Here is a 25,509-nt window from a genome sequence, read left to right as displayed (position 1 = left end):
ATAGCGAGAAGGATACACCTGTAACCATGCCGAACACAGAAGTTAAGCTTCTTAGCGCCGATTGTAGTGAGGGGTTGCCCCTTGTGAGAGTAGGACGTCGCCACGCTTAAGTTATCCATGGAGGTTTAGCTCAGCTGGGAGAGCATCTGCCTTACAAGCAGAGGGTCAGCGGTTCGATCCCGTTAACCTCCATATGAGCCGTTAGCTCAGTTGGTAGAGCATCTGACTTTTAATCAGAGGGTCACAGGTTCGAGCCCTGTACGGCTCATATTTTTTGCGGGTGTGGCGGAATTGGCAGACGCACTAGATTTAGGATCTAGCGCCTTACGGCGTGGGGGTTCAAGTCCCTTCACCCGCATAATATGATTTTTTTAATGACATGCCGGCTTAGCTCAGTTGGTAGAGCATCTGATTTGTAATCAGAGGGTCGAGGGTTCAAGTCCTTTAGCCGGCATCATAAACACGCGGAAATAGCTCAGTGGTAGAGCACCACCTTGCCAAGGTGGGGGTCGCGGGTTCGAACCCCGTTTTCCGCTTTGCCAAAGTAACAACGCCGGGGTGGCGGAACTGGCAGACGCACAGGACTTAAAATCCTGCGGTGAGTGATCACCGTACCGGTTCGATTCCGGTCCTCGGCATTACAAATATGCGCCCATAGCTCAACTGGATAGAGTGTTTGACTACGGATCAAAAGGTTAGGGGTTCGACTCCTCTTGGGCGCGTTTATATCAACGGGAAGTAGCTCAGCTTGGTAGAGCACTTGGTTTGGGACCAAGGGGTCGCAGGTTCGAATCCTGTCTTCCCGATAGATAATAATTTTCACACGGGGCCTTAGCTCAGCTGGGAGAGCGCCTGCTTTGCACGCAGGAGGTCAGCGGTTCGATCCCGCTAGGCTCCATTTCATTTGAATAATGAATATCTTTTTTCGCGGTGTAGCTCAGCTGGCTAGAGCGTCCGGTTCATACCCGGGAGGTCGGGGGTTCGATCCCCTCCGCCGCGATTTTTAAAGAGCCTGGACCTTTAGCTCAGTTGGTTAGAGCAGACGGCTCATAACCGTCCGGTCGTAGGTTCGAGTCCTACAAGGTCCATAGTGACGTTGTAAGTTCCATATTGGAGGATTACCCAAGTCCGGCTGAAGGGAACGGTCTTGAAAACCGTCAGGCGGGTAAAACCGTGCAAGGGTTCGAATCCCTTATCCTCCTTACTTTGTGAGTTACTATAAAGTAGTTGATTCGCAATTATATTATCGCGGGATGGAGCAGTCTGGTAGCTCGTCGGGCTCATAACCCGAAGGTCGTAGGTTCAAATCCTGCTCCCGCAATTGACTTTGAATTTTCAAAGTCGACAATTAAAAAAACTAAAATCATGGTTTGGTAGTTCAGTTGGTTAGAATGCCTGCCTGTCACGCAGGAGGTCGCGGGTTCGAGTCCCGTCCAGACCGCCATGCGGGTGTAGTTTAGTGGTAAAACCACAGCCTTCCAAGCTGTTGTCGCGAGTTCGATTCTCGTCACCCGCTTTTAGTTTTTTTATGGGCCTATAGCTCAGCTGGTTAGAGCGCACGCCTGATAAGCGTGAGGTCGATGGTTCGAGTCCATTTAGGCCCATTAGTACAAAATCTTATTGGTTTTGGGGAAGTACTCAAGTGGCTGAAGAGGCGCCCCTGCTAAGGGTGTAGGTCGGGAAACCGGCGCGAGGGTTCAAATCCCTCCTTCTCCGTTTCAATATTTTACCTGGCCCGTTGGTCAAGCGGTTAAGACACCGCCCTTTCACGGCGGTAACACGGGTTCGAATCCCGTACGGGTCATGATTATAGTTTTATATTGGAGGATTACCCAAGTCCGGCTGAAGGGAACGGTCTTGAAAACCGTCAGGCGGGTAAAACCGTGCAAGGGTTCGAATCCCTTATCCTCCTTTCTTTGAGAGTTACTACAAAGTAGTTGATTCGCAAATTATATTATCGCGGGATGGAGCAGTCTGGTAGCTCGTCGGGCTCATAACCCGAAGGTCGTAGGTTCAAATCCTGCTCCCGCAATTGACTTTGATTTTTCAAAGTCACCAAATAAGAAACTAAATATGGTCTGGTAGTTCAGCTGGTTAGAATGCCTGCCTGTCACGCAGGAGGTCGCGGGTTCGAGTCCCGTCCAGACCGTTTGGCTCGGTAGCTCAGTTGGTAGAGCAATGGATTGAAGCTCCATGTGTCGGCAGTTCGATTCTGTCCCGCGCCATAATGCGGGTGTAGTTTAGTGGTAAAACCACAGCCTTCCAAGCTGTTGTCGCGAGTTCGATTCTCGTCACCCGCTTTTAGTTTTTTTTATGGGCCTATAGCTCAGCTGGTTAGAGCGCACGCCTGATAAGCGTGAGGTCGATGGTTCGAGTCCATTTAGGCCCATTAGTTTCACCTGGCCCGTTGGTCAAGCGGTTAAGACACCGCCCTTTCACGGCGGTAACACGGGTTCGAATCCCGTACGGGTCATTAAAGATACTTTCTAAAGTATCTTTTTTTATTTGTAAGAATGATTTCAAAAGACTTAAGATAGTTATCGTAGGCGATGATTGTTTTAGGTCTTTTTATTTGATTCTATAGGTGATCAGAAATAGAATGAAAAAAATTTGATTCTGCTGCAAAGGATTTGTTGTATACTTATGCTCCTAAACTTTGAACCTTTTTTATTTGCTATTCTTTAAACATGTAGCATAGTGAAGCGAAATGATTACCTGGGATAAAGGAAATAAACAGCATAATCAGTGAACTATTCAAATTTTTAAGTAATTACGTTAAAAAAACAAGCGTAAATTTCAAATATCTGCTATACTTGGTTCGTTGCAAGTTCCCGAGAGGATCCGTCATCGGCGGAGATGCCTTGTAACCGAATTTAACTAGGGGGAATCACTATGGGAGAAAGACATTTATTTACCTCAGAATCTGTTTCTGAAGGACATCCAGATAAAGTTGCTGATCAAATCAGTGATGCGATCTTGGATGCAATTTTAGCAAAGGATCCAAATGCACGTGTGGCTTGTGAAACATCTGTTACCACTGGTCTTGTATTGGTATTTGGAGAAATCTCAACCACTGCCTATGTGGATATTCAAAAAGTGGTACGTCAAACGATCAAAGAGATTGGCTACACACGAGCAAAATTTGGCTTTGATGGAGATACAGTAGCTGTATTAGCTGCAATTGATGAACAATCACCAGATATCGCTCAAGGTGTTGATGAAGCACTTGAGATTCGTGACGAAGCGAAGAGAGATGTATTGGATGAGATCGGTGCTGGAGACCAAGGATTGATGTTTGGTTTTGCAGTCGATGAAACACCTGAATTAATGCCTTTACCAATTGCATTAAGCCATCGTCTAGTTCGTCGTTTAGCTGATTTACGTAAATCCAATGAATTAACTTATCTACGTCCAGATGCAAAATCACAAGTAACAGTTGAATATGATGACAATGGTCAGCCAGAACGAGTGGATACCATCGTTATTTCAACACAACATGATGATGCAGTGGACAATGAAACAATTCGTCATGACGTCATTGAAAAAGTAATAAAAGAAGTTATTCCAGCTGAATTACTTGATGACAACACAAAATACTACATCAATCCTACTGGTCGCTTTGTTATTGGGGGACCTCAAGGAGATGCTGGGTTGACGGGAAGAAAAATCATCGTTGACACATATGGCGGCTATGCTCGTCATGGTGGTGGAGCATTTTCTGGGAAAGATGCTACTAAGGTTGACCGTTCAGCAAGTTATGCCGCTCGTTACATTGCGAAAAACATTGTAGCAGCTGGTTTGGCAAGAAAAGCTGAAGTTCAGTTAGCCTATGCGATCGGTGTTGCACAACCTGTATCTATTTCAATCAATACTTTTGGTACGTCAACTGTTCCAGAAGAAGACTTGATTGCCGCTGTGAGAGAAAACTTTGATCTACGACCTGCAGGTATTATTGAAATGCTTGATTTACGTCGTCCAATTTATCGTCAAACAGCAGCTTATGGTCATTTCGGTCGTACGGATATCGAATTGCCATGGGAAAAAACAGATAAAGTTGATGCAATTAAAGCAAGCTTAGCAAAATAGCTTTTTGATGGCTGGAATGGTTCTCTTTATGGGATCATTCCAGTTTTTTTTATCCAAACGACTGAAGAGAAATCCATGGTCGTTTTTGATTCGTGTTTTTGATAAATGATAAAGCCTATTTTTTTTGGCTAAAATTTATTTGGCAACAATAAAAAAAGGAGGAATAAGATGAAAAGAGAAACAAACGTCAAATTAGTAACGATCAGTGTGTTTATTGCAACTTTCATGACAGCAATTGAAGGAACGATCGTGACCACTGCGATGCCTACGATCGTCGGCTCTCTTCACGGTATGGAGATCATGAATTGGGTATTTTCGATTTATTTACTAACGAATGCGATGCTGACACCGATCTATGGCAAACTTGCAGATAAAGTGGGGAGAAAACCTATTTTTATCTTTGGAACGCTATTATTTATTATTGGTTCTTTATTTTGTGGACTTTCTCAAACCATGATGGGGTTGATTGCTGCTCGTGCTGTTCAAGGAATGGGCGCTGGAGCAATGATGCCAGTGGCGTTAACGATCATTGGCGATTTATATACGATTGAAAAAAGAGCAAAAGTTTTAGGTTTGAACAGTTCGGCTTGGGGAATTGCTAGTGTTTTTGGACCATTAGCTGGAGGTTTTATTGTAGAAACGATCAGTTGGCATTGGATCTTTTTTATTAATGTACCGATCGGGCTTTTATTGATGGTTTTGATCTGGCTTTATTTGAACGAACCACAGAGAGAACATGAGTCGAAACCGATGGATCTATTCGGTAGTTTTAGTTTGATGGCGATGTTGGTTGCTTTACTTCTTGGGTTTCAATTGTTAGGGGATCAAGGATTTACTCCAGTAGTAATCGGGCTTTTGATCGGAAGTCTTCTTCTATTATTTTTATTTATTGCAGCCGAAAAAAGAGCCAAAGACCCTGTGATCATGTTGCATCTTTTTGCTAATCCACTATTTGTGGTCGTGAATCTAGCAGCTGCTTTAGCTAGTGGGTTCTTAATGGGCATCGATGTGTATATCCCGATGTGGATGCAAGGGGTATTGGGGCTAAATGCTGCAGTAGGGGGATTGGTCTTAGCACCGCTTTCACTTGTTTGGATGGTCGGTTCTTTCTTAGCAAGTAAATGGATGACTCAAATGGCGACGAATTGGGTATTGCGAATTGGTCTATTGATTGCCTCTCTAGGAGGTGCCTGGCTCTGGTTAATGCCATTTGAAAGTAATTTTTTATGGTTCTTTGCTATTTCAACGGTCATTGGTGTAGGACTAGGAATCACCATGACTACCTCAACTGTTAGTGCCCAAAATAGTGTGTCTCGAGATCAACTAGGGGTAGCTACCTCGTTCAATACATTGGTGCGGACGATTGGACAAACTGTGATGGTGGCAGTCTTTGGCTTATTGATCAATGGAGTAACACAACGGGAGCTGAATGCGACTAATTTGACGAATGATGCAGATATCATGAATAAGCTAGTCAACCCACAAACAGCTAAAAACATTGCGTCAGAGTTGATCACGCCTTTACGGAAGATTTTATATGAAGGATTGCACCAAGTCTATTTTGTGGGGCTATTACTAGTAGTGATTGCTTTTGCATTGACATTTGTCGTTCGTGAAAAAAGTGATAGAATAAGAGAGTATTAGTACAAGAAAGTAGTACTAAATGTTACTTTGTGAGGTCGTTTGACCAATTATTTCACAACGATAACCGGTGTTAGAATAGTTGTTTTATCAAAATTTGTCATTATTGGTCAGGTCAAAAACACTATTTTTCACACCTTAGAGAGGATGTTTCAACGTGGCATTTATTCAAGCAAATATTTATTCGAATGTTTTAGAGATGGAAGTAAACCTGAATGTAATCCTTCCACAAACAACAAATAAAGTGATCGGTACGAGTTCACAACAAGCGACAACAGATGTTCCTGTGTTATACCTTCTGCACGGAATGGGAGGAAATCATAGTGTCTGGGAGCGTCGGACGTCGATTGAAAGATATGTCGCAGACCATGGATTAGCGGTCATTATGCCTTCTACTGATCTAGGTTGGTATACCGACACGGCCTATGATATGAAATACTGGACGTTTATTTCAGAAGAGCTTCCCGAAATCTGTCATGAACTGTTTCCACAATTAACGACAAAAAGAGAAAAGACTTATGCTGCTGGATTATCAATGGGTGGCTATGGTGCTTTGAAACTTGGGCTGGCAAAACCAGAAAATTTTGCTGCAATCATTTCTTTATCAGGAGCCATTTCAGTAGGCAATCGGATGGATGATTTATTGATGATTCGAAAGGCAAAATTCTGGGAGGGCGTATTTGGACCGTTAGATCAGATCAAAGGTTCAGTTAATGATCCTCAGTATTTATTAGAAGAATTAGTAAAGAGTGACAAAACAGCACCTCGTATCTACTTGGCATGTGGGGAATCAGATTTTCTTTATCAAGCAAATCAAGAAATGACTGATTCATTGAAAGCAAATGGGATTGGCGTAACCTTCGAACATGGTCCTGGCGAACATAACTGGGTATTTTGGGATCAGTGGATTCAACGTGCTTTGGAATGGTTATTTGAAGAAAAATAGGTGAAGAACCCTTGATCTTTCTTAGCTTTTGAGACTATTTTCCAGGACGATCGCTAAGGCTCGGACATTGTCTTGGCCTTAGCTTTTTTATAGGACGAATCATCAGGTAATAATTTGAAAGAGGTGTTTTTTTGGAAGAGATAAAGCATTGTAAAGAATCGATAGTCATTCAAACACATCGGATTTTTCCATTCGATCTTAATCCTTTTGGGTTTTTATTTGGTGGAAAATTGATGACGATGATCGATGATGCTGCGTCGATCTCTGTGACAAGACATTGTCGCAGAGGTGCAGTTACCGCTTCTTTAGACAGCTTGAATTTTTTGAAGCCATTGCATGAAAACCATTCTGTGTGTGTAGAATCTTATGTAAGTGGTACTCATCATAAATCGATGGAAGTATTCGTTAAAATTATTGGAGAAAATCTGACAACTGGGGAGCGTTACTTAGCCGCAACTTGTTTTACAACATTTGTCGCTGTTCCGTCTCATATGAATGAAGAAACGGAATTTACAGTACCTAAAGTCATACCTGACACGGCAGAAGAAAAACTAGTGTGCGCAGGATACGAAAAACGGCGCAAACAGCGCTTACAAGAACGAGAAGACTACCGAGCTTTTGCTGCTCAATTATCAACAGACCTTCCTTGGTTAAAAAATGAAGGAATAGATGATTAGAATGCTTCATCTAGGATAAGTGAGATGGCTAAACTAGTAGCTAAACTGACTATTACTTGTGGAATAGGAAGTTTTATTCACGTAGTCAACTCAAACAGTAAACAAAAAATCATGAAGGCAAGTTCGCGAACTTGCCTTCATGTCTTTTTTTGTTTACGATTCTTTTTGTACAGCCAACCCTTGAAGATAGATCGTCACGCTATCAAGAAAGAGTTGTTTTTCATTTTCTTGGTTCTGGTGAGCGGTGATACTAGCCTTTAGTCCAACTAGTGCATTTTCTTCGACATAACTTCTCATAGAAAGAATAGCATCTTTGAGTAAGTGATTACCGGTCATGATTTTGTGCCGAAGATTCTGTTCATGCTGTTGATCCATCAGTTGACCAATCAACAAGTTATGAAGAGCAAACACTGCTTGACGACTACGGTCAATCGAAAAGCCCGCTTGGATAAGAATCTGGATCATCATTTCTAAGTGTTCCAAACGACTCGCATAAGAAGGAACGGTATTGATTTCTAGCTCTGCACCACAAGGAAAGCGGGTGTAAAGGTCGTAGTAGTTTTCCATGAATTGAACAAGACGTTCTTGCCAAGGTAAACGAGGCTCGGGAATGATTAGTTCATTTTCCATGAATTCAGCCATTTTTTGGAGCAAGTCTTGCTTATTTTTGAAATACCAGTAAAGCGCAGGGGCTTTTACTTGAACTTTTTGAGCAAGGTTTCGCATAGATAGTTTTGATAGTTCTTGCGTTTCTGCCAGAATCGCAAAAGCAGATTTGATAATCATTTCTTGGGAAAGCTTTGGTTCCAAATTTAATCAACCTCTTGTATTGCAATATTTTTTTAAACATGGTAAATTGTTAGTCGGCCTTATTTTACAGTGTTAAATAAGACCTGTCAATTTTAATAAAAAGGGGTGTAACAACCAATGGGCTTAATTTTAAGACATGCAAAAAAATACAAAGTTGCTGTATTTATTTCATTGTTTTCTGTAGCGATTATGGTAAGTGCCGCATTATGGCAGCCGAAGCTTTTACAACAAGTATTAGAAGCTATTATTACAGAAGATAACGACAAGATGAAAACGATCGGTGTATACTTGATCAGTTTAGCTTTATTAGGACTGGCAGCTGGAGTTTCAAATACGATTTTTTCAGCGAAAGTGGCACAAGGGATTAGTGCTGATATTCGGGAAGAAGCATTTCGTAAAATCCAGACTTTTTCATTTGGAAATATCGAAAAATTCTCTGCTGGAAATCTGGTAGTTCGACTAACAAATGATATTACACAAATTCAAAACCTAGTCATGATTTCTTTACAATCGCTCTTTAGAATTCCATTTCTGTTTATCGGGGCTTTTGTTTTGGCAATGATGACGATGCCGCAATTATGGTGGATCATTGTCGCATTGATCGTAGCAGTTTTCTTGATTACAGCTTTATCATTTACCAGAATGGGTAAACATTTTATGATCATCCAAAAACTGATTGATAAAGTCAATAGTATTGCCAAAGAAAATCTTATGGGGATCCGTGTAGTCAAATCTTTTGTCCAAGAAGACAATCAATTGAAAGAGTTTAGTAAAGTCAGCGAAGATCTAACGAAACACAACATCATTGTGGGAACCTTGTTTTCTGTGATGATTCCATCCTTTATGTTGGCTGCTAATTTAGCAGTAGTTGGCGCAATCTTTTTTGTTAGTGATCTAGCAAAAGATGATCCAACCTTAATCGGTGGTTTGGCTTCTTTCATGAACTATTTGATGCAGATCATGATGGCAATCATTATTGGTGGAATGATGATGATGATGACATCAAGAGCTGCAGTTTCATTGAAACGGATCAAAGAGATTTTAGACACAGAACCAGATTTAACATACCAAGATGTGCCAGAACAGGATTTAACTGGATCAGTCACTTTTGATCATGTTTCTTTCCGTTATCCTGGCGATGATGCAGACACATTGAAAGACATCAGTTTTTCGATCCAACCAGGGGAAATGGTGGGGATTGTTGGTGCAACAGGAGCTGGTAAATCGACACTCGCTCAGTTGATTCCACGATTGTTTGACCCAACAGAAGGAAAAGTGGAAGTAGGCGGTGTAGATTTAAGACAAGTCAATGAAAAAAGCTTACGTCACACTGTATCCTTTGTTTTACAAAAAGCGATCCTTTTCTCTGGAACGATTGCGCAAAACTTGCGTCAAGGGAAAAAAGATGCTTCTGAAAAAGATATGGAACATGCTTCTGCGATTGCTCAAGCACAAGAATTTATCGAAAAATTAGCAGATCGCTATGAGGCTCCTGTGGAAGAACGTAGTAGTAACTTTTCAGGTGGACAGAAACAGCGGTTATCTATTACCCGAGGTGTCATTGGTGATCCTAAGATTTTGATCTTAGATGATAGTACCAGTGCATTAGATGCACGTTCTGAAAAGTTGGTTCGTGAAGCATTAGCAAAAGAATTAAAAGGCACTACTACGATTGTGATCGCTCAAAAAATCGCTTCTGTTGTCAAAGCAGACCGGATTCTTGTATTAGATGAAGGCAGATTAGTGGGTGAAGGAACACACGAAGAACTAGTAGCAACCAATCGGGTGTACCAAGAAATTTTCGAAACACAAAAAGGAACGGAGGAGTAGCCATGACTGATTTAATAAAAGCCAGTAAGTTTTTCTATCACTATTTAAAACGGTATAAGGTCTCCTTTTTCTTTATTTTTGTTACAGTTATCATTGCCACTTATCTTCAAGTGAAGGCACCACAATATATCGGAGAAGCCTTTCAAGAACTAGCCAACTATGTTGGGGCTTTGATGCAAGGAGTCGATGATAAGAGTCGCTTCGTTTCCATTATTTGGAAACTATTAATGTTTTATGTTTTAGCGAGTGCCGCAAACTTCATTTACAGTATTTTATTTACGCAAGTGGTGGGTAAATCGACGAATCGGATGCGTATTGGTTTATTCAATAAACTAGAAAAATTGACGATCCGCTTCTTTGATTCTCATCAAGATGGGGAAATCCTTAGTCGATTTACGAGTGATTTAGATAATATCCAAAATAGTTTGAACCAAGCTTTGCTCCAAGTAATCACCAATATCGTTTTACTTTTTGGGATATTGATTATGATGTTCCGCCAAAATGTTGAGTTAGCTTGGGCAACAATTGCTTCTACACCAGTGGCAGTTTTGATTGCTGTTTTGATTATCCAAAAGGCAAGAAAATACGTTGATTTACAACAAGACGAAGTTGGGAAATTGAACGGCTATATGGATGAAAAAATCAGTGGTCAACGTGTCATCATCACCAATGGATTACAGGAAGAGACAATTGATGGTTTCTTAGAACACAATGAGACTGTTCGTAAAGCAACGTTTAAAGGACAAGCTTATTCAGGATTGCTTTTCCCAATGATGCAAGGGATGTCTTTAGTGAATACCGCAATCGTCATTTTCTTTGGTGGATGGTTAGCACTGAATGGGGATCTGGAACGCTCGGTTGCTTTAGGATTGGTAGTTACGTTCGTTCAGTATTCCCAACAATATTATCAACCATTGATGCAAATTTCATCTGGTTATAGCATGATCCAATTAGCAATCACAGGAGCACGTAGACTGAATGAGATGTTTGCTGAAAAAGATGAAGTAAAACCAGCGAATGGTCAATCCTTTGATGGGATCGATAAAGGCTTATCTTTGGAACACGTTGATTTTGGTTATAACCCTGATAAATTAGTGTTAAATGATGTATCTATTGATGTAAATAAAGGCGAAATGGTCGCGTTAGTTGGACCGACTGGCTCAGGTAAAACAACGATCATGAATCTATTGAATCGTTTTTATGATGTGAATAGTGGTGCAGTAACGATTGATGGGACAGACATCCGTGAGTATGATTTAGATGCTTTACGAAAACATGTAGGAATCGTTTTACAAGAATCCGTCCTATTCTCGGGTACTATTCGCGACAATATTGTCTTTGGGAAACCTGATGCGACAGATGAAGAAGTGATCAATGCCGCTAAGCAGGCGAATATTCATGACTTTATCATGAATCTAGAAAAAGGGTATGAAACAGAAGTATCTGAAGAAAACAACTTGTTCAGTACCGGTCAGAAACAATTGATCAGTATTGCCAGAACGATCATTACGAATCCTTCATTGTTGATTTTAGATGAAGCAACAAGTAACGTGGACACAGTAACAGAAGCTAAAATCCAAAAAGCCATGGACGAAGCAATCAAAGGACGTACTAGCTTTGTGATTGCCCACCGGTTAAAAACGATTTTAAATGCGGATCGTATTGTTGTTTTACGTGATGGAAAAGTAATCGAAGAAGGAAATCATCATCAGTTGTTGGCAGAAGATGGCTTCTATGCTGAACTTTATCATAATCAGTTTGTCTTTGAATAATCTGTTTTTGATGAACAAATAAGCTAACTAATAGACTACTTAGAAGAGGGAATGGCTCTTTTCTAAGTAGTCTTTTTTGCATATAGAGATCTCTTTGACTTTGGCTATTGTGTGATAAGAATCGTTATTTTTCAGACTTGTCTGAAAAAGTTGAAGTAAGCTGTTTCAAGAAACCTGTTATATTTCATGTTAAATAAGGCGCTCCTTAAAAACTATAAAAAGGCAGGTAATGGGTATGAAGGTAAAAATAAGGCAAGTGTGCTTACAATTGATGATGCTCTTGACGATTTTGGTTCCTTTGTCCAACCCGCTCTTTTTGATGGGGCCGCTAGTCCATGCTTCCTCAAATGGTCATTTCCAGGCAACTGGACAACCAACAGGTTTTCAGTTAGGTGAGGCTTACGGGAACAATGATAACGGCGTCCAATTGATGATCGATCCTGAAAAAGACGGCACGTATACGAGTGATTTGCCCGAAACAGGCGTTCCAAGCGATACGAATGTCCGCCTTCAAATCAATTGGTGGTTGGTCGATGACGATATTTATCCTAGTGGCGATCTAATGGCTAATGAACGCTATACGATCATTGAAAATATTCCTGACACATTATTGATTCCAGCAGGTGGTCTATCGGGCGAATTGATGGATGAAACTGGACGATTTTCTTTTGGCACGTTTTATGTAAATGAGGATCGTAGTATAGCGATCCAATTTAATACCCGTATTTATAATTTTAGTGAGATTCAGGGTTCGTTTTCTATTGATACGAGTTTTGATAATATTACCGAAGAATTGATCGTAGATTTGGGAGAATATGGTGTAGTTGAAGTGCCAATCATTGTTAAAGGAGAAGAGATCGTTGAAAAACAGGGAATTAGTTTTAATCGGGACACTGGAATTGTTGAATGGGAAGCGTTGATCAACGAAGAACATCGGGCGTTGACAAATGTGAAAATCACAGATTTCTTTGGTGATAACCAGGAATTTGTGTCAGTTAGTATCCAAAAGAAAGAAGTGGAGGATGAACAGTTCCATCCTTTATTAGCAAGTGATTATAGTCAAGCGCAACAAGACAACCAAATAACTTGGACGATCAGAAATAATGAAACACCTAAACGAACGGCTTATCGATTAATCATCCGTACCAGAGTCAAAGATCTGAGCCAACCAACTGTTCATAATCAACTCATTGTCGAAAGTGATGAATTAGGTCGGACAGAAACGAATGATGTCGAATTTGATATCGTAAAACAAGACTTTTCAAAACGAATAGCTAAAAATCCAAATGGATCAGACAAAATTGATTTTTATCGGGCGACAGATGAGCCTGGTCAACCAACAGGGAATCGCGAAGCGTATGACTATGTACTCGTGACTTGGCAAATCGACACGTATTATTACGTCGATGGTGAAAAAGACCCTATCGTCGATCGATTATCCGTCATTCCAGCAAATGCTGCGAGCCATACCTTTGAACAAAATTCACTGCAGATCACTGGAACGAATGCGGAAGGCTTTACAGTCGGTTTCAATGCAGAAAACACAGAGATGACGCTCACACCACCAGGGGATGCGAATGGCACCTACCGAATCACCTACCAAACGAGGATACAAACGACGGATGGACAGGTTTCAGCGGATACGATCCAGTTTTCCAACCATGCGATCCAAGGAAGTTTTGGTGAAGGTAGCGCTGGCGGAATCATTCCTAACCCAAGCATGCCAGGGATCGTAAAACGTGGAGTTGGGGGTGACCAGACTCAGCAGATCCAACATTGGGAGATTTTGTTCAATCAGGAAAATAAATTAGTTGAACAAGTAGAAATCCGTGATTCTTCCATCATCTTTGAAGAGGATCTCGTGCGATTGTTCGATCCTAATAACTATCACGGCTACTATGAGAACAATGTTCGTCCTTTTAAATGGATCTATTATGCTCGCTCATTACTAGAATCGACATTAGTCATCACAGATGACGTAGGCAACACATTAGAAAAGGATGTTGATTTTGAGTTGGTTTTGCATAATCTTTCTGAACCAGGCGAACGATTGATGTTGCCGGATGGGAGTTATTTACATCAAGCGAATAGTGCTTATCAAACAGGGTTTACGATCCGCTTGATTGGAGATTACGAAACAACGGATCGAACCATTAAGATTCATTTTTCAACGAAAGAGCATCAGTTATCTAGTAGAGGTTATTTAAAAATCTGGGATGAAGACCCTTCTCAGTTCAATAGAAGTAATTACTATTCCAGCGATCCAGTAGTCCAAGGGATCTATCCTTGGTTAGGTGGAACGTATATCCATCCAGATATTACGTTCTTCAACTACGCCAAAGCAACTTGGCGGCAAGGAGACGTTCAGTATTCTCAAGATTCAGTTGGTTATGGAACATTTGGCAATTGGCACTATAGCCTCATAAACGATGGACATAAAAAAGGGTTATTCCTACAGCCAGGGCAAAAGTATGAAGAAGCAATCGCTGAAGATGCAGAACAAGCTGATGCTGGAAATATCGGAACGTTTGAATATTGGACAGATGAAAGTTTTTCAAATGAGAGCCGACAACCGGTCTACACTGGAATCGTTGATCGATACCAAACACTGTTTCGTCTAGAATTCAATCCTTCCAGTGGTCCATTACCAGCAGGAACCGTCATTGAAGATGATTTTTCGACCCTTGCTGGTTGGGAGTTTAAGCCAGACTCTGTTCACGTCTTTCAGGGGACCGCCAACCTAGCTGGTCCGATTGATCCTGATACGAATCAACACCGCTGGAAAATAGCGGCAGGAGATTATGCAGGGAGTGAACGACTAGTGGAAGGTACGGATTATCGCCTAGAATATGATCCGCAAACACAATTGATGCGGATCGTTCTCTTAAAAGAGAGTCATCGACCAATCGTTATCTTCTTCATTGCCGATTATGTTGCCACTCAAGAACTAGCTGATAATCCATTACTAGCAGGTTCTTATAAAAATATAGCGACACTGACAAGTCCTGGTGGGCGCAAGACAGAAGTAGAAACGCAAGTCACGATACCGACAGAAAGTTTAGTGATCAAGACGGGTGAAGTAGCAGACGACGGCGAACATATCACCTACCGCGTGATCGTGAATCCAGGTGGCGCCAAATACCAGAATTTGTATCTCTTTGATCTCATGGATCATGAAGAAGAAACGACGCTTCTGCTAGATCCCGATACTGGAAAATATCGAATCAACGTTTTTGAAGGAAAATACAATCCCCAGACTCAGCAATTTGAAAAAATACGCCGTTTAATCGATGAACAAGATTTTCTACTGTTGGCACCACAACAACTCTTAGTCCCATATTTGCCAGAGTACATTGGCGTAGATGGGCGAGGTGCTTATCAAATCTTTGAATGGCAAGCAAATCCAGAAAATGATACAAGTGAAGCTCATTGGATCAGTCAGCAAACAGGAAGAGCTTTAAGTGAGCCAGGTGTGAAGGCAGAAACCGCCTTTGATCAGTTAAATGCGGACGGGTTGATCAACTTATCGCAAAAAACCGCTCATTTCCAATTAGTTGTAGGTGATAATACCGGTCAGTCAGAAGTGACAGATAAAACATTGATCGTAGAATATACTGCCCAAACAACCGCTGATTCTGTCAATAATCGTGCAGGTGTTTTCTTGAATGGAAAACAAAAAGTGACGGAAGAATCCATTACGGACATCACGACGGGCGAAGGTTATGCTTCAGGAATCCACCGAATCGTGGAATTCTATAAAGCCGATCACGAAGGAAATGACCTTACAGGTTCAGAATTCCGTTTAGAGAAAAAATCTAAAGATTTTTTCCAAGAACAATTTCCTGAAAGAGTATTAGGGACATTTACGGTAGATAATCCTACTCAGATCGGTGGTGTTCATGAAGAAGAGGCTTATGGATTGACGAACGGAATCTATCGTCTGACAGAGATTACTCCACCAGCAGGTCCGTTTGCTGTACTACCAGAGCCCATTTATTTCAAGGTACAGGCATCAGGAACGACTAGTAGAGAAGAGGAAATTTTTTTCACCGATGAACAAGGGATTCCAGTGACACAAGAACGAGCAACGATCCAATTAGACAATGGACAGTTCAAGTTGACTGTTGAAAACCGACCAAAGCCTTTCATGATCGAAAAAAATTGGGATTTTACCACGCCTAATGCGGCAGTACCAGAGGAAATCAAAGAAGATTATGAAATTACGGTCAATTTATTAAGGGAACAACGGCATGAACAAAGCGATGAGTGGCGCTTGGATGCTTCATTCACACCCATGACTTTTACTTTAAATCAGGAGAATGAGTTTAAAGTGCTAGTCGAAGAGTTAGCCGATCTAGGTGAGGATTATCGTTATATCGTAAAAGAAACTAGCATCATCAATACCAAAACAGGAAAAAACCTGCAACCATATTTTGATTTAAGTAGTGGGGAAGAGGGCGATCAAGTTGATAATCTCAATAAGATCGTGAAAGATGCTAATCAGAATTGGCAAATCATCCTGAAAAATAGCACGACACCTGAAAGTACCCCTGAACGTGTCTATGTGGGATTTGAGAAACAATTTGAATTCAGCGATTTAGATTACTCGAGCATTAACTACATTACCTTTGAGTTATTTAGAAGTGTCGAAGAAGGGGAAAAGCAGAAAATCCAAACGATTCTCTTAACGCCAGGAGATACAGGTGAAGGGTTGAAATGGATCAGTAACCGCTTGGAGAAATTTACTCCAGATGGTCAAGCTTATCATTATTACATTAGAGAAATAAGTATCACGGATCACGAAGGTAGTGACCTTTCTGAACGATTTAGGCTAGCTGATACAGATTACATTTTGTTACAACCACATGAAGCTGTCCAAAACTTGGACGAAATGGAAGTCGTACCAATCATGAATACGGAAACGTCTGGCTTATTGCCAATGACAGGTGGACCTGGACTTCGCTTCTTTCTAATTGCAGCCCTCACTACCATTGTTTTATTACTAGGTTGGTTGTTCTATCGCTTGAGAAGTAAGTGAAATAGCAAATAGTAATCAGGACGGTCTGATGGCATTTCAGCAAATGAGAAAGGAGTAGAGGATATGCAGAAAAAAAGAATGTTTCAATGGCTGCTGCTAGGTCTGCTGTTAGTAACCGGATTCTTCCCATATAGAGGCTATGCTACTGATCCTGAGACTGTGACGTTCATCTTACACAAGAGAGTCCTTGTAGATGAGTCGATCACAGATCCACAGACCTCTCCATCAAATGGCAGACAATTGACAGAAAATGAATTGGCTAACTTAAATGGCCTTGGTCTGAGTGTTCCTTATAATGGCGCCACGTTTCATGTCTATCATTTGACGGATTATTATCTTCAATCACAAGAAGATGCGCAAGCTTTAGCTAAACGCTTGGGACAAATGAACCCGATCCAGATCGAACAATTTATTGCAGAGCAGCAATTAGAAGAAGTGACAGGTAGTCCTGTCCTAACACAGACTCATGCTGAATTTGGCGAAGGAGTGGGTGTGGTCGATGTTCCCAGAAAGCACAACGGTCACTATGGAATTTATCTGATCGTTGAGGATCATTCCCAGCAAACTAGTTATTTCAATGTGACAAATGCTGCACCGATAATGATTGGCTTGCCTCTAATGGACCCATTAAATGAAGTAGAGCTGACTCAGATCCATCTTTATCCTAAAAATGCTGGGTATTTTCGACAACCGTATTTTTACAAATATGGCAAAGAAGAAGACACTGAGCAGACCGAACCTCTCGAAGGTGTGATTTTTTCCCTGTTTCGTTATAACGAAGCTGGGGAAAAAATCTATTTAGCACAAAATCAGGAGGCGTTAGGGGATGTGTGGAAACAAAGTGATGATCCCTTAAATGATGAAGCAATCGCAACCTTCATCTCTGATGCTACAGGGCGTGTCAAGATAGCAGACCATTTTTTGATCGGTGGTGAATACTATTTTGAAGAATTGCAAACTCTTCCGGGGTATGAGATCAGTGAAGAAAATCGGCAGATTCCATTATTTATCCCAAATACTTGGAAAAATGAATCAGGTGAGTTTTTATTCATGACACTTAATGAACAAAAAATGTCGGAACCTTTTTCTGATGAACAGGACGAATCGGTAGAGAAAGGACCTAGAATCTATAACATTTCACGAGCAGGAGAGTCTCAAAAGGACGATGATCTGCCAACGGATGCTGGGGGAGGACAAGGAGGAACAGCGACAGGGACGGAACAGTTATTCAATCGTCTGTTACCACGTACTGCAGAAATGAGACAAGCGCTAGCTATTTTAGGCATTGCGTTGTTATTACTGGCTTACTTGTTAAGGAAGTACATGAACAAAACTAGGAGGGAAGAAGATGACTGAAAGTAAAAAGAATAAATTCAGGATATTCGTGATGCTTGCTACGTTGTTGTTTTCGGCATTCAGTATTTTAGGAATGAGTCTTCCAGTAGCAGCAGCCCCAGAGCATGTGAATGTCACGCTTCATAAACGTGTTTGGCAGGATGAGATCCCGAAAGAAGCGTATCAACAAAATACTGGTGAACTAATGGAAAACTTTGGCGGCGATCCGTTAGACGGCGTGACATTTTCTGTCTATGATGTCACAGAACAATATTTTCGTTCTATCAGAGAGGATGGGAAAACAGCACGAGAAGCCTTGGAAAGAATCCAGTCTGATGCGGCTTTATATAAAAGAGCCCCTGATTATGCCAGTGGCCCTTTGCAGACTCAAGTGACAGCAACAGCAAGTGGCGAGACCGATCCAAACAGACAGGGGATTGCGGTCTTTGACCAATTACCTCGAAAAGATGCCCAAGGTAGAGATGCTGTTTATCTCTTTGTCGAAGAAGAATCACCAGCGAATATATATGAAATGGCATACCCACTACTTTTGGCTTTGCCAGTCTATGCTGGTGATGGAGAACTAACAGAGATCCACCTCTATCCTAAAAATATTTTGAAAGAACATTCGAAAACTTTAGTAGATAGCGGTCGGTTTAATGAAGTAACAATCACTCAAGATGGGAATCAAGTAACCTACTATGATGTTGGAACAGATGACATCTTAAATTATCTGTTGACGGTTGCTGTTCCCCGTGACTTAGGTAACAAAGCATTTTTCGAAATCACAGATACACCAACTAATGGGTTGCGACTAACGACCCCTGATTCAATCGAAGTATTGATTGATGGTGTAGCGGTACCTAGTAGTTATTTTACGATTGATACAGCTACTCCGAATGGTGGGTTTACGATTACTTTCCACATTGACAATGAGGAAGTGGTTGAATTATTACAAGGAAAAACGCTCACGATTTCTTATGACATGTCGCTCACGGGTGAAGCAATCACTCAACTATCTGATAATACTGCCACAATCGATTTTGGCTCGGATCCTACGATCTTAGATGGACCAAAAGTCAAGACGAATGAGCATCAATTTAGAAAAATCAATAGTCATGATGGCAATCCATTAAGTGGGGCGGTCTTTCGGATTTTTAAAGATTCTGATGGTCAAGTATTGTACGCACGTCTGAATGAAGAGAATGTCTTGATTGGTTGGGATGATGTCGGGACAGAAATAACCTCAGGACCAGATGGCTATTTTGATATTCGGGGCTTTAAAGCGGGAACCTACACGTTGGAAGAGGTGACGGCTCCAAGTGGTTACGTCATTTTAGATCCTTATACCACTTTTGAAATTGATTCAACTGCTTCAGAGACACCTTTAGTTACGATCGAAAACCAACCTCAAGGGCTTTTACCGGAAACCGGTGGTATGGGCATCTATATTTTCCTGCTGATCGGGGGACTGATTCTCTTAGCAGCCTACGTCGTTTATCGACAAACGAAAAAAAAGCCAATGTAAACAGGTTTTGAAGGAGGGAATATCCAATGTCCCAAAAACAGCGACCAAAAAAGTGGCTTCGGATCGTGATGTATCTCCTTTTTTTAACAGGTGGATTAATTGCGAGTTATCCTTTTTATGTCAATGCCTTCAACCAACTCGTTGATCATTATCGTATCAATGAGTCTCAAAAAACGAAAGCAGAACAGCAACAGGCACGAGAAAGAGCCAAAAAGTATAATCAAGAACTAGCAGAAAGAGGCATGGGAGCAATCACGCTCCCAACCTATACTGGTCGGAAAGAAGCGGATCTCGCTAATTATTTAGCGAATCACTTGATTGGTTCGATCCAAATCCCTAAGATTAGGGTCAGTGTTCCGTTGTTTGACCATGCAAGCCCAACGATCCTCCAATATGGTGCTGGTGTTTTGGAAGGGACGTCCTACCCTACTGGTGGTAAAAATAACCATAGTGTGATCTCAGCCCATAGTGGGATTCCTGAAAGAAAACTTTTTACGGATTTTGATCAACTTGAGTTGGAAGATATTTTCATTATCACCTATGCAGAAGAAAAGTTGGCCTATGAAGTGAATGACATCACTATTGTGACACCTGATGATGTTAGCTCTCTAAAAATTTATCCAGAGGAAGATCTCGTGACTTTAGTCACCTGTACACCATATATGATCAATTCCCATCGATTATTAGTCAGAGGACATCGAGTGCCTTATACAGAAGAACTAGCCCAAAAAGAAGCGAATGCAGAACAAAGACAATGGTGGCTCAATCTCATGATCTTACTCATTTTATTGCTCTTTGTAGGAAGTCTATCCCTGTTCATTCTGCGAGTCATACGTGAAAAGCCAATAGAATAGAAAAAGACATGTTGGATTACTTGAGAGAACCAACAATGAGAAAAAGCCCATAACCATAGAAAGCTTAGTGAAAACTTTCTAGTTATGGGCTTTTTTATATTCGTCAATTAACAAAACTGTCCAAAAAACATTGATAAGCCATAAAGAAGCGAACGGAGTAATTGAACAAAGCCAATTATTTCAACATTTTTTCTTCTCCACACAATACAAAATCGGTGGATTGTTTTTTTGATTAATAAATTGATAGTTTAAAACATTATACTGATCTTGAGGGAGCATTTGACAAAACTGTTGTACCATATCCAGTTCTGATTTTCCACCTTCATGACCATAGTAGACGACGATAATCATGCGTCCTCGAGGGGCTAAACGTTTCAGTATCTCTTCCATTGCGATTTTCGTTGTTTCAGGTAAAGTAATGATTGCTTTGTCACTCTTAGGAAGATAACCTAGATTGAAAATCCCTGCTTTGATTGGTTGCTCTGGAGCCACGACATTCCCCAGTGTCTCATGACCTTGTAAATAAAGAGAGACTCGATCGGTCAATGCTTGTTCAGCGAGTTTTTCTTTCGTGGATTGCAAGGCAGCAGGTTGGATATCAAAACTGTAAACATGTCCGGTCTTCCCGACCAATTCAGCCATAAAAAGCGTATCGTAGCCATTACCCATGGTGGCATCAATAGCATGGTCACCTGGTTGCAGGATTTCTGTTAATAACGTATGGCTAAAGTGTAAAGCAGTTTGTAGCATTAGCAACGCACTCCTTTACGAACATCAAATTTCCCTTGATAACTATTGCGACGAACCAATTCTTCATCTATCGCATTCAAGACTTCCCACTTTTTCAAACTCCACATTGGTCCGATCAACGAATCCCAAGGCGCATCACCGGTAAGCCGATGGATAATGATTTCTTGAGGGATCATTTCCAATTGATCACAAATCACATTGACATAATCAGGACGGGTCATCAGTTGTAAACGACCTTCATGATAATCACGAAGCATCCTTGTTTTGCGCATCAAGTGCATTAAGTGAAGCTTGATTCCTTGGATATCTGAATCAAGGATCGTACGTCGGACATTTTCACGCATCATTTCTAATGTTTCACCAGGTAAACCGTTGATTAAGTGAGTGCAGACACGAATGCCATGTTTTCGTAATTTATTCACACCATCAAGGTAAGTTTGGTAGTCATGTGCGCGATTGATCAGTGTAGAGGTTTCTTCAAAAGTCGTTTGTAATCCTAATTCGACCCACAGATAAAGCCGTTCATTTAGTTCTGCGAGATAATCCACGACCGCATCTGGTAAGCAGTCTGGGCGAGTACCAATCGACAACCCGACAACACCAGGAAGGTTGATCACTTGTTCAAAACGCTCGCGAATGATTTCTACAGGTGCATGAGTATTCGTGAAATTTTGGAAATAAACGATATATTGGGTTACCCCTGGCCATTTTTGATGCATCATATCGATTTCTTTATGGAACTGAATAGGTAATGGGTCTTCGGGAGCGACGATCATATCACCTGATCCAGAAACACTACAAAAAGTACAGCCCCCGTGAGCCACTGTACCATCACGATTGGGGCAGTCAAATCCTCCATCGATTGGCACTTTGAAAATTTTCCCGCCAAATTCATTTCTTAACGCATAATTCCATGAGTGGTAGCGTTTATTTCCATCTGAATATGTAAATTCCATTGTTATCCTTCTTTCTTAATGGTGCTAAATTCATCACTTTCTTCTACTCGTATTGAACGATTCAGATCATTATACCTGATGAATGACGTAAAATCTAAGCACTTTATAACGAGAATCGTTCTTAGGATCAAGTAAAGAGACAGATTAACTAATCATCAAAGAAAAAAGTTAACTGTCTCTCCACAATTTTTTATTGATTTGGATGATTTGTAACAAAAGTTCTCACTAAAAAATACTTGTGTGAGATCAAGACGTTTTCTGCGTGTTTAGCCATTTTTCTTTTTGGGTTCGATAAATTGGATACGTGAAGCATAACCACGAGAGGCTAAGTAAAAAGCCACCTAGAATATCACTTGGAAAATGAACGCCTAAATAAATACGGCTAATCCCAACACTTACTATAATAAACGCTAGAAGTATTTGAATCAATGGACGAAAGACCTTTTTTTGAATAATGACAGGAATTAGAAAAATCAGTGTACCATATAAAATCATACTACCAGCTGCATGACCACTAGGAAAACTGTAACTGTGCTCTACCACAAGGTGTTCAAGGGTTGGGCGAACGCGCATCACGAATAGTTTGATCACAGGATTGATGATCCCAGCAATGGCAATAAAATTAACCGCTAACCAAATCATTTCAGGTCTTTTTTTCTTCCACCATAACAAAAATGAAACCAGCAAGAAGACTAAGATGACCGTGAGTGGATTGCCAAATTTTGTCATAAACAGCTGATAAGCATTCCAATGGGGGTAGGGAGCGCGGATCATTTCTGTTATTGATTGATCAAATCCCGCCAGTAAAGAAATACGGTATTTGACAATGTAGCCTAAGACTAAAAAGAGCAGTAAAAAACAAGCTCCAGCTACATGAAAAGTTGTACGTTGCTTCATAAATATCCTCCTTTTCAACAATGACTCATTATAGCATTATTCGCTCTATAAATAATATCCATAATTATTTATAGAAACGAGCACTTAATCAAAAAATAAAAAAGGTATTTTATTTGTAAATCACTTTGTAATCTCCTAGACATTTTCAAGTAATATAACTGACATACTTTGACTGGGAAAGTTTAAATCGATTATTTGTTAAAAGTCGTTAAAATCAAGCGGGGAAAGGTGCTATTTTTTTCTCAGTGTTGAACATTACGAAAGGTTACAGTCTGATTACAATAAGCAGTCACACACTTAAATAACTTTTAATAAAGATTAAGAGAAGTTATAATTATTATAATAGTATAGAAATTGTAGATAGAAGTTGGAGGATAGAAGATGGAAAACATTGCAAGAAAAGAACGTAGACGTTTAAATGAAACCAAACGTTTTCGTAAAGTAAAACGTAGTGCTGCACTTGTCGGTACGGCGATGGTCGGCTGTTCTGTGGCAGCGCCATTGATTCAGCCTGTACAAGTAGATGCTGATCAAACCCCCACACAATTCGGTGCCAGAATCAATACAGCAGCGTTTATTGCTGAGATTGCTACGTATGCACAACCAATTGCTCAAGCCAACGATTTATATGCCTCAGTCATGATTGCTCAAGCAGTCGTCGAAAGTGGTTGGGGAAGTAGTGCCTTGTCACAAGCACCTTACTATAATCTATTTGGGATTAAAGGAAGTTATCAAGGTCAAACTGTTTATATGGATACACTCGAATATCTTAACAATAAATGGGTATCTAAAAAAGAACCTTTCCGTCAGTACCCTTCTTTTGCAGAGTCATTTAATGACAATGCCTATGTTTTAAGAAATACCTCTTTTGGTAATGGCTATTATTATGCAGGTACTTGGAAAAGCAACACTAAATCTTATACTGATGCTACTGCTTGTTTGACAGGTCGTTATGCAACTGATCCAGGGTATGCTGGAAAACTAAACAATATTATTACAACCTATGGATTGACCAAATACGATACACCAGCTAGCGGCAACGCTGGAGGCGGTGCAACGATTGGAAATGGCGGGAATACGGGAAATACATCCAATTCTGGAAGTACTAGTGGGAACTCAGGCGGTTCTGCAACTACGACTGGTACGACTTATACCGTCAAATCAGGAGACTCCGTTTGGGGAATCTCTCATTCATTTGGAATCACGATGGCGCAGTTAATCGAATGGAATAATATCAAAAATAATTTTATCTATCCAGGACAAAAATTAACGATCAAAGGTGGCCAATCTGCAGGTTCTTCAACCACTAACACTGGTAATAATGCTTCTTCTGGAAATACTTCTGGCAACACGAATACGTCTGGCAGTACGGGACAAGCAACTGGTGCAAAATATACGGTTAAATCAGGCGATTCTGTTTGGAAAATTGCGAATGATCATGGGATTTCGATGAATCAACTGATCGAATGGAATAACATCAAGAATAACTTTGTTTATCCAGGTCAACAGTTGGTTGTTTCAAAAGGTAGTTCTTCAGCAAGCGGTTCTACTTCTAATACATCGACAGGTAATACATCTAGTAATACGGCAAATACAGGAAGTACTACTTCTGGAAGTACTTATACTGTCAAAGCAGGCGAATCGGTTTGGAGTGTTTCGAATAAATTTGGAATTTCCATGAACCAACTGATTCAATGGAACAATATTAAAAATAATTTTATTTACCCAGGGCAAAAATTGATTGTCAAAGGTGGCTCATCTTCAAGTAATGCGTCCGCTTCGACAGCTAATAACAAGAACACCGCATCAAGCAATACCAGCTCAACTGCGATAGGGCAAGCGACTTATACTGTCAAGGCAGGCGAATCAGTATGGGGTGTTGCAAATAAAAATGGGATTTCCATGAACCAGTTGATTGAATGGAACAATATTAAGAATAACTTCATTTATCCAGGACAGAAATTGATCGTCAAAGGTGGAAGCAGTAAAGCAAGCGCAACAGCAACAACCAAACCAACAGCTTCAACGCCAGCTTCTACAACTCCAACGGCTTCTGCAACGGGTGATACGAAGTATACTGTCAAAGCAGGCGAATCGGTGTGGGGCGTTGCCAATAAACACCATATTACGATGGATCAGTTGATTGAATGGAACAACATCAAAAATAATTTTATTTATCCAGGACAAGAAGTCATCGTTAAAAAAGGCACTGCACAATCAACACCAGCGAAATCAGATGAAAAAACCTATACCGTCAAAGCAGGCGAATCAGTGTGGGGCGTTGCCGATAGTCATGGAATCACCATGAATCAATTGATCGAATGGAATAATATCAAGAATAACTTTATTTATCCGGGACAACAGTTGATCGTCAAAAAATAAGCAATGA

Annotated in this window: 15 protein-coding genes, 25 tRNA genes, 1 rRNA gene and 1 riboswitch (1 of these 42 only partly in view); of the genes, 37 read left to right on the top strand and 4 right to left on the bottom strand. The window is 40.7% G+C overall.

The genetic code is table 11. From position 1 onward, the window contains the following. The 30 genes from rrf to IGJ27_RS11765 form a co-directional block, all read left to right on the top strand. Positions 1–106: ribosomal RNA gene (gene rrf / locus IGJ27_RS11910) — 5S ribosomal RNA — on the top strand; it begins 10 nt to the left of the window's first position. Positions 107–119: 13 nt separating this feature from the next. Continuing rightward, positions 120–192 (top strand) — tRNA-Val (locus tag IGJ27_RS11905). 3 nt (positions 193–195) lie between these two features. Beyond that, a tRNA-Lys gene (locus tag IGJ27_RS11900) sits at positions 196–268 on the top strand. Positions 269–276: 8 nt separating this feature from the next. Further along, positions 277–358: transfer RNA gene (locus IGJ27_RS11895), tRNA-Leu, on the top strand. Positions 359–381: 23 nt separating this feature from the next. Next, positions 382–454 (top strand) — tRNA-Thr (locus IGJ27_RS11890). A 10-nt stretch (positions 455–464) separates the two neighbouring features. Continuing rightward, positions 465–536 (top strand) — tRNA-Gly (locus tag IGJ27_RS11885). Between the two features lie 16 nt (positions 537–552). Further along, a tRNA-Leu gene (locus IGJ27_RS11880) sits at positions 553–638 on the top strand. Between the two features lie 10 nt (positions 639–648). Next, positions 649–722: transfer RNA gene (locus IGJ27_RS11875), tRNA-Arg, on the top strand. A gap of 10 nt (positions 723–732) precedes the next feature. Continuing rightward, positions 733–806 (top strand) — tRNA-Pro (locus IGJ27_RS11870). Between the two features lie 19 nt (positions 807–825). Beyond that, a tRNA-Ala gene (locus IGJ27_RS11865) sits at positions 826–898 on the top strand. 28 nt (positions 899–926) lie between these two features. Next, positions 927–1,000, top strand: a tRNA-Met gene (locus tag IGJ27_RS11860). Positions 1,001–1,014: 14 nt separating this feature from the next. Then, positions 1,015–1,088: transfer RNA gene (locus tag IGJ27_RS11855), tRNA-Ile, on the top strand. Between the two features lie 24 nt (positions 1,089–1,112). Beyond that, positions 1,113–1,202: transfer RNA gene (locus IGJ27_RS11850), tRNA-Ser, on the top strand. 45 nt (positions 1,203–1,247) lie between these two features. Continuing rightward, positions 1,248–1,321, top strand: a tRNA-Met gene (locus IGJ27_RS11845). Between the two features lie 46 nt (positions 1,322–1,367). Next, positions 1,368–1,444, top strand: a tRNA-Asp gene (locus IGJ27_RS11840). Between the two features lies 1 nt (position 1,445). Further along, positions 1,446–1,516, top strand: a tRNA-Gly gene (locus IGJ27_RS11835). Between the two features lie 14 nt (positions 1,517–1,530). After that, positions 1,531–1,604 (top strand) — tRNA-Ile (locus IGJ27_RS11830). 24 nt (positions 1,605–1,628) lie between these two features. Next, positions 1,629–1,716, top strand: a tRNA-Ser gene (locus tag IGJ27_RS11825). A gap of 16 nt (positions 1,717–1,732) precedes the next feature. Continuing rightward, a tRNA-Glu gene (locus IGJ27_RS11820) sits at positions 1,733–1,804 on the top strand. Positions 1,805–1,822: 18 nt separating this feature from the next. Beyond that, positions 1,823–1,912, top strand: a tRNA-Ser gene (locus IGJ27_RS11815). 46 nt (positions 1,913–1,958) lie between these two features. Next, positions 1,959–2,032: transfer RNA gene (locus IGJ27_RS11810), tRNA-Met, on the top strand. A gap of 43 nt (positions 2,033–2,075) precedes the next feature. After that, positions 2,076–2,149, top strand: a tRNA-Asp gene (locus IGJ27_RS11805). Positions 2,150–2,152: 3 nt separating this feature from the next. Further along, positions 2,153–2,225, top strand: a tRNA-Phe gene (locus IGJ27_RS11800). 4 nt (positions 2,226–2,229) lie between these two features. Further along, positions 2,230–2,300, top strand: a tRNA-Gly gene (locus IGJ27_RS11795). Positions 2,301–2,315: 15 nt separating this feature from the next. Next, positions 2,316–2,389 (top strand) — tRNA-Ile (locus IGJ27_RS11790). A gap of 12 nt (positions 2,390–2,401) precedes the next feature. After that, positions 2,402–2,473, top strand: a tRNA-Glu gene (locus IGJ27_RS11785). Between the two features lie 343 nt (positions 2,474–2,816). After that, a riboswitch (SMK box riboswitch) is annotated at positions 2,817–2,895 on the top strand. Continuing rightward, on the top strand, positions 2,893–4,086 hold the full coding sequence (gene metK / locus IGJ27_RS11780) for a methionine adenosyltransferase (protein ID WP_034868017.1): 1,194 nt from the start codon (positions 2,893–2,895) through the stop codon (positions 4,084–4,086). Its footprint overlaps the riboswitch before it by 3 nt. Positions 4,087–4,254: 168 nt before the next feature. Further along, positions 4,255–5,730: an MDR family MFS transporter gene (locus tag IGJ27_RS11775; RefSeq protein ID WP_081128890.1), complete on the top strand. Its 1,476-nt coding sequence runs from the start codon at positions 4,255–4,257 to the stop codon at positions 5,728–5,730. A 154-nt stretch (positions 5,731–5,884) separates the two neighbouring features. Next, positions 5,885–6,673, top strand: coding sequence for an alpha/beta hydrolase (locus IGJ27_RS11770; RefSeq protein WP_010736957.1), 789 nt, complete (start codon positions 5,885–5,887; stop codon positions 6,671–6,673). 131 nt (positions 6,674–6,804) lie between these two features. Then, a complete protein-coding gene (locus IGJ27_RS11765; protein ID WP_010736958.1) occupies positions 6,805–7,350 on the top strand; it encodes an acyl-CoA thioesterase in 546 nt (181 codons plus the stop codon). Positions 7,351–7,503: 153 nt separating this feature from the next. Here IGJ27_RS11765 and IGJ27_RS11760 read toward each other — a convergent pair whose 3' ends face one another. Further along, a complete protein-coding gene (locus tag IGJ27_RS11760; protein WP_178306325.1) occupies positions 7,504–8,160 on the bottom strand; it encodes a TetR family transcriptional regulator in 657 nt (218 codons plus the stop codon). A 117-nt stretch (positions 8,161–8,277) separates the two neighbouring features. Here IGJ27_RS11760 and IGJ27_RS11755 point away from each other — a divergent pair, with 117 nt between their 5' ends. The 6 genes from IGJ27_RS11755 (at position 8,278) to IGJ27_RS11730 (ending at position 20,517) form a co-directional block, all read left to right on the top strand. Further along, positions 8,278–9,990: an ABC transporter ATP-binding protein gene (locus IGJ27_RS11755; RefSeq protein ID WP_034868009.1), complete on the top strand. Its 1,713-nt coding sequence runs from the start codon at positions 8,278–8,280 to the stop codon at positions 9,988–9,990. Positions 9,991–9,992: 2 nt separating this feature from the next. Next, complete coding sequence (locus IGJ27_RS11750) at positions 9,993–11,762, top strand: ABC transporter ATP-binding protein (protein ID WP_081128884.1); 1,770 nt, start codon at positions 9,993–9,995, stop codon at positions 11,760–11,762. 229 nt (positions 11,763–11,991) lie between these two features. Then, positions 11,992–16,800 carry a prealbumin-like fold domain-containing protein gene (locus IGJ27_RS11745; RefSeq protein WP_438791708.1) on the top strand — a complete coding sequence of 1,603 codons (4,809 nt, stop codon included), beginning with the start codon at positions 11,992–11,994 and terminating at the stop codon, positions 16,798–16,800. A 63-nt stretch (positions 16,801–16,863) separates the two neighbouring features. After that, positions 16,864–18,156 (top strand): pilin N-terminal domain-containing protein, encoded by a 1,293-nt coding sequence (locus tag IGJ27_RS11740; RefSeq protein ID WP_178306327.1) that lies wholly within the window; start codon positions 16,864–16,866, stop codon positions 18,154–18,156. After that, a complete protein-coding gene (locus IGJ27_RS11735) occupies positions 18,149–19,663 on the top strand; it encodes a SpaH/EbpB family LPXTG-anchored major pilin (protein WP_178306328.1) in 1,515 nt (504 codons plus the stop codon). The genes IGJ27_RS11740 and IGJ27_RS11735 overlap by 8 nt, the downstream gene beginning before the upstream one ends. Positions 19,664–19,689: 26 nt before the next feature. Continuing rightward, positions 19,690–20,517: a class C sortase gene (locus tag IGJ27_RS11730; protein ID WP_178306329.1), complete on the top strand. Its 828-nt coding sequence runs from the start codon at positions 19,690–19,692 to the stop codon at positions 20,515–20,517. Positions 20,518–20,697: 180 nt separating this feature from the next. Here IGJ27_RS11730 and IGJ27_RS11725 read toward each other — a convergent pair whose 3' ends face one another. The 3 genes from IGJ27_RS11725 to IGJ27_RS11715 all read right to left on the bottom strand — a co-directional run bounded on the left by IGJ27_RS11725 (position 20,698) and on the right by IGJ27_RS11715 (position 23,120). Further along, positions 20,698–21,267 (bottom strand): class I SAM-dependent methyltransferase, encoded by a 570-nt coding sequence (locus IGJ27_RS11725; RefSeq protein WP_010721030.1) that lies wholly within the window; start codon positions 21,265–21,267, stop codon positions 20,698–20,700. Then, the gene (locus IGJ27_RS11720) at positions 21,267–22,223 is read right to left on the bottom strand and encodes a TIGR01212 family radical SAM protein (protein WP_010736968.1); all 957 of its coding nucleotides are present in this window, start codon (positions 22,221–22,223) and stop codon (positions 21,267–21,269) included. The genes IGJ27_RS11725 and IGJ27_RS11720 overlap by 1 nt, the downstream gene beginning before the upstream one ends. Before the next feature lie 246 nt (positions 22,224–22,469). After that, complete coding sequence (locus tag IGJ27_RS11715; RefSeq protein WP_010721028.1) at positions 22,470–23,120, bottom strand: phosphatase PAP2 family protein; 651 nt, start codon at positions 23,118–23,120, stop codon at positions 22,470–22,472. 381 nt (positions 23,121–23,501) lie between these two features. Between IGJ27_RS11715 and IGJ27_RS11710 the strand changes: the two genes are divergently transcribed. Continuing rightward, positions 23,502–25,502: a muramidase-2 gene (locus IGJ27_RS11710; protein ID WP_178306330.1), complete on the top strand. Its 2,001-nt coding sequence runs from the start codon at positions 23,502–23,504 to the stop codon at positions 25,500–25,502. Positions 25,503–25,509: the final 7 nt, after the last annotated feature.

The sequence above is a fragment of the Enterococcus sp. DIV1726a genome, assembly GCF_051710985.1.
GTDB classification, from domain to species: Bacteria; Bacillota; Bacilli; order Lactobacillales; family Enterococcaceae; genus Enterococcus_B; species Enterococcus_B hirae.
The sequence above is the reverse complement of the archived record's forward strand: the minus strand, read 5'-3'. Positions and strand labels throughout refer to the sequence as shown.

Excerpts from the sequence above, each read along its gene's own strand:
- metK (WP_034868017.1), top strand. The coding sequence starts at position 2,893 with ATGGGAGAAAGACATTTATTTACCTCAGAATCTGTTTCTGAAGGACAT.
- IGJ27_RS11775 (WP_081128890.1), top strand. The coding sequence starts at position 4,255 with ATGAAAAGAGAAACAAACGTCAAATTAGTAACGATCAGTGTGTTTATT.
- IGJ27_RS11755 (WP_034868009.1), top strand. The coding sequence starts at position 8,278 with ATGGGCTTAATTTTAAGACATGCAAAAAAATACAAAGTTGCTGTATTT.
- IGJ27_RS11750 (WP_081128884.1), top strand. The coding sequence starts at position 9,993 with ATGACTGATTTAATAAAAGCCAGTAAGTTTTTCTATCACTATTTAAAA.
- IGJ27_RS11745 (WP_438791708.1), top strand. The coding sequence starts at position 11,992 with ATGGGTATGAAGGTAAAAATAAGGCAAGTGTGCTTACAATTGATGATG.
- IGJ27_RS11740 (WP_178306327.1), top strand. The coding sequence starts at position 16,864 with ATGCAGAAAAAAAGAATGTTTCAATGGCTGCTGCTAGGTCTGCTGTTA.
- IGJ27_RS11735 (WP_178306328.1), top strand. The coding sequence starts at position 18,149 with ATGACTGAAAGTAAAAAGAATAAATTCAGGATATTCGTGATGCTTGCT.
- IGJ27_RS11730 (WP_178306329.1), top strand. The coding sequence starts at position 19,690 with ATGTCCCAAAAACAGCGACCAAAAAAGTGGCTTCGGATCGTGATGTAT.
- IGJ27_RS11725 (WP_010721030.1), bottom strand. The coding sequence starts at position 21,267 with ATGCTACAAACTGCTTTACACTTTAGCCATACGTTATTAACAGAAATC.
- IGJ27_RS11720 (WP_010736968.1), bottom strand. The coding sequence starts at position 22,223 with ATGGAATTTACATATTCAGATGGAAATAAACGCTACCACTCATGGAAT.
- IGJ27_RS11715 (WP_010721028.1), bottom strand. The coding sequence starts at position 23,120 with ATGAAGCAACGTACAACTTTTCATGTAGCTGGAGCTTGTTTTTTACTG.
- IGJ27_RS11710 (WP_178306330.1), top strand. The coding sequence starts at position 23,502 with ATGGAAAACATTGCAAGAAAAGAACGTAGACGTTTAAATGAAACCAAA.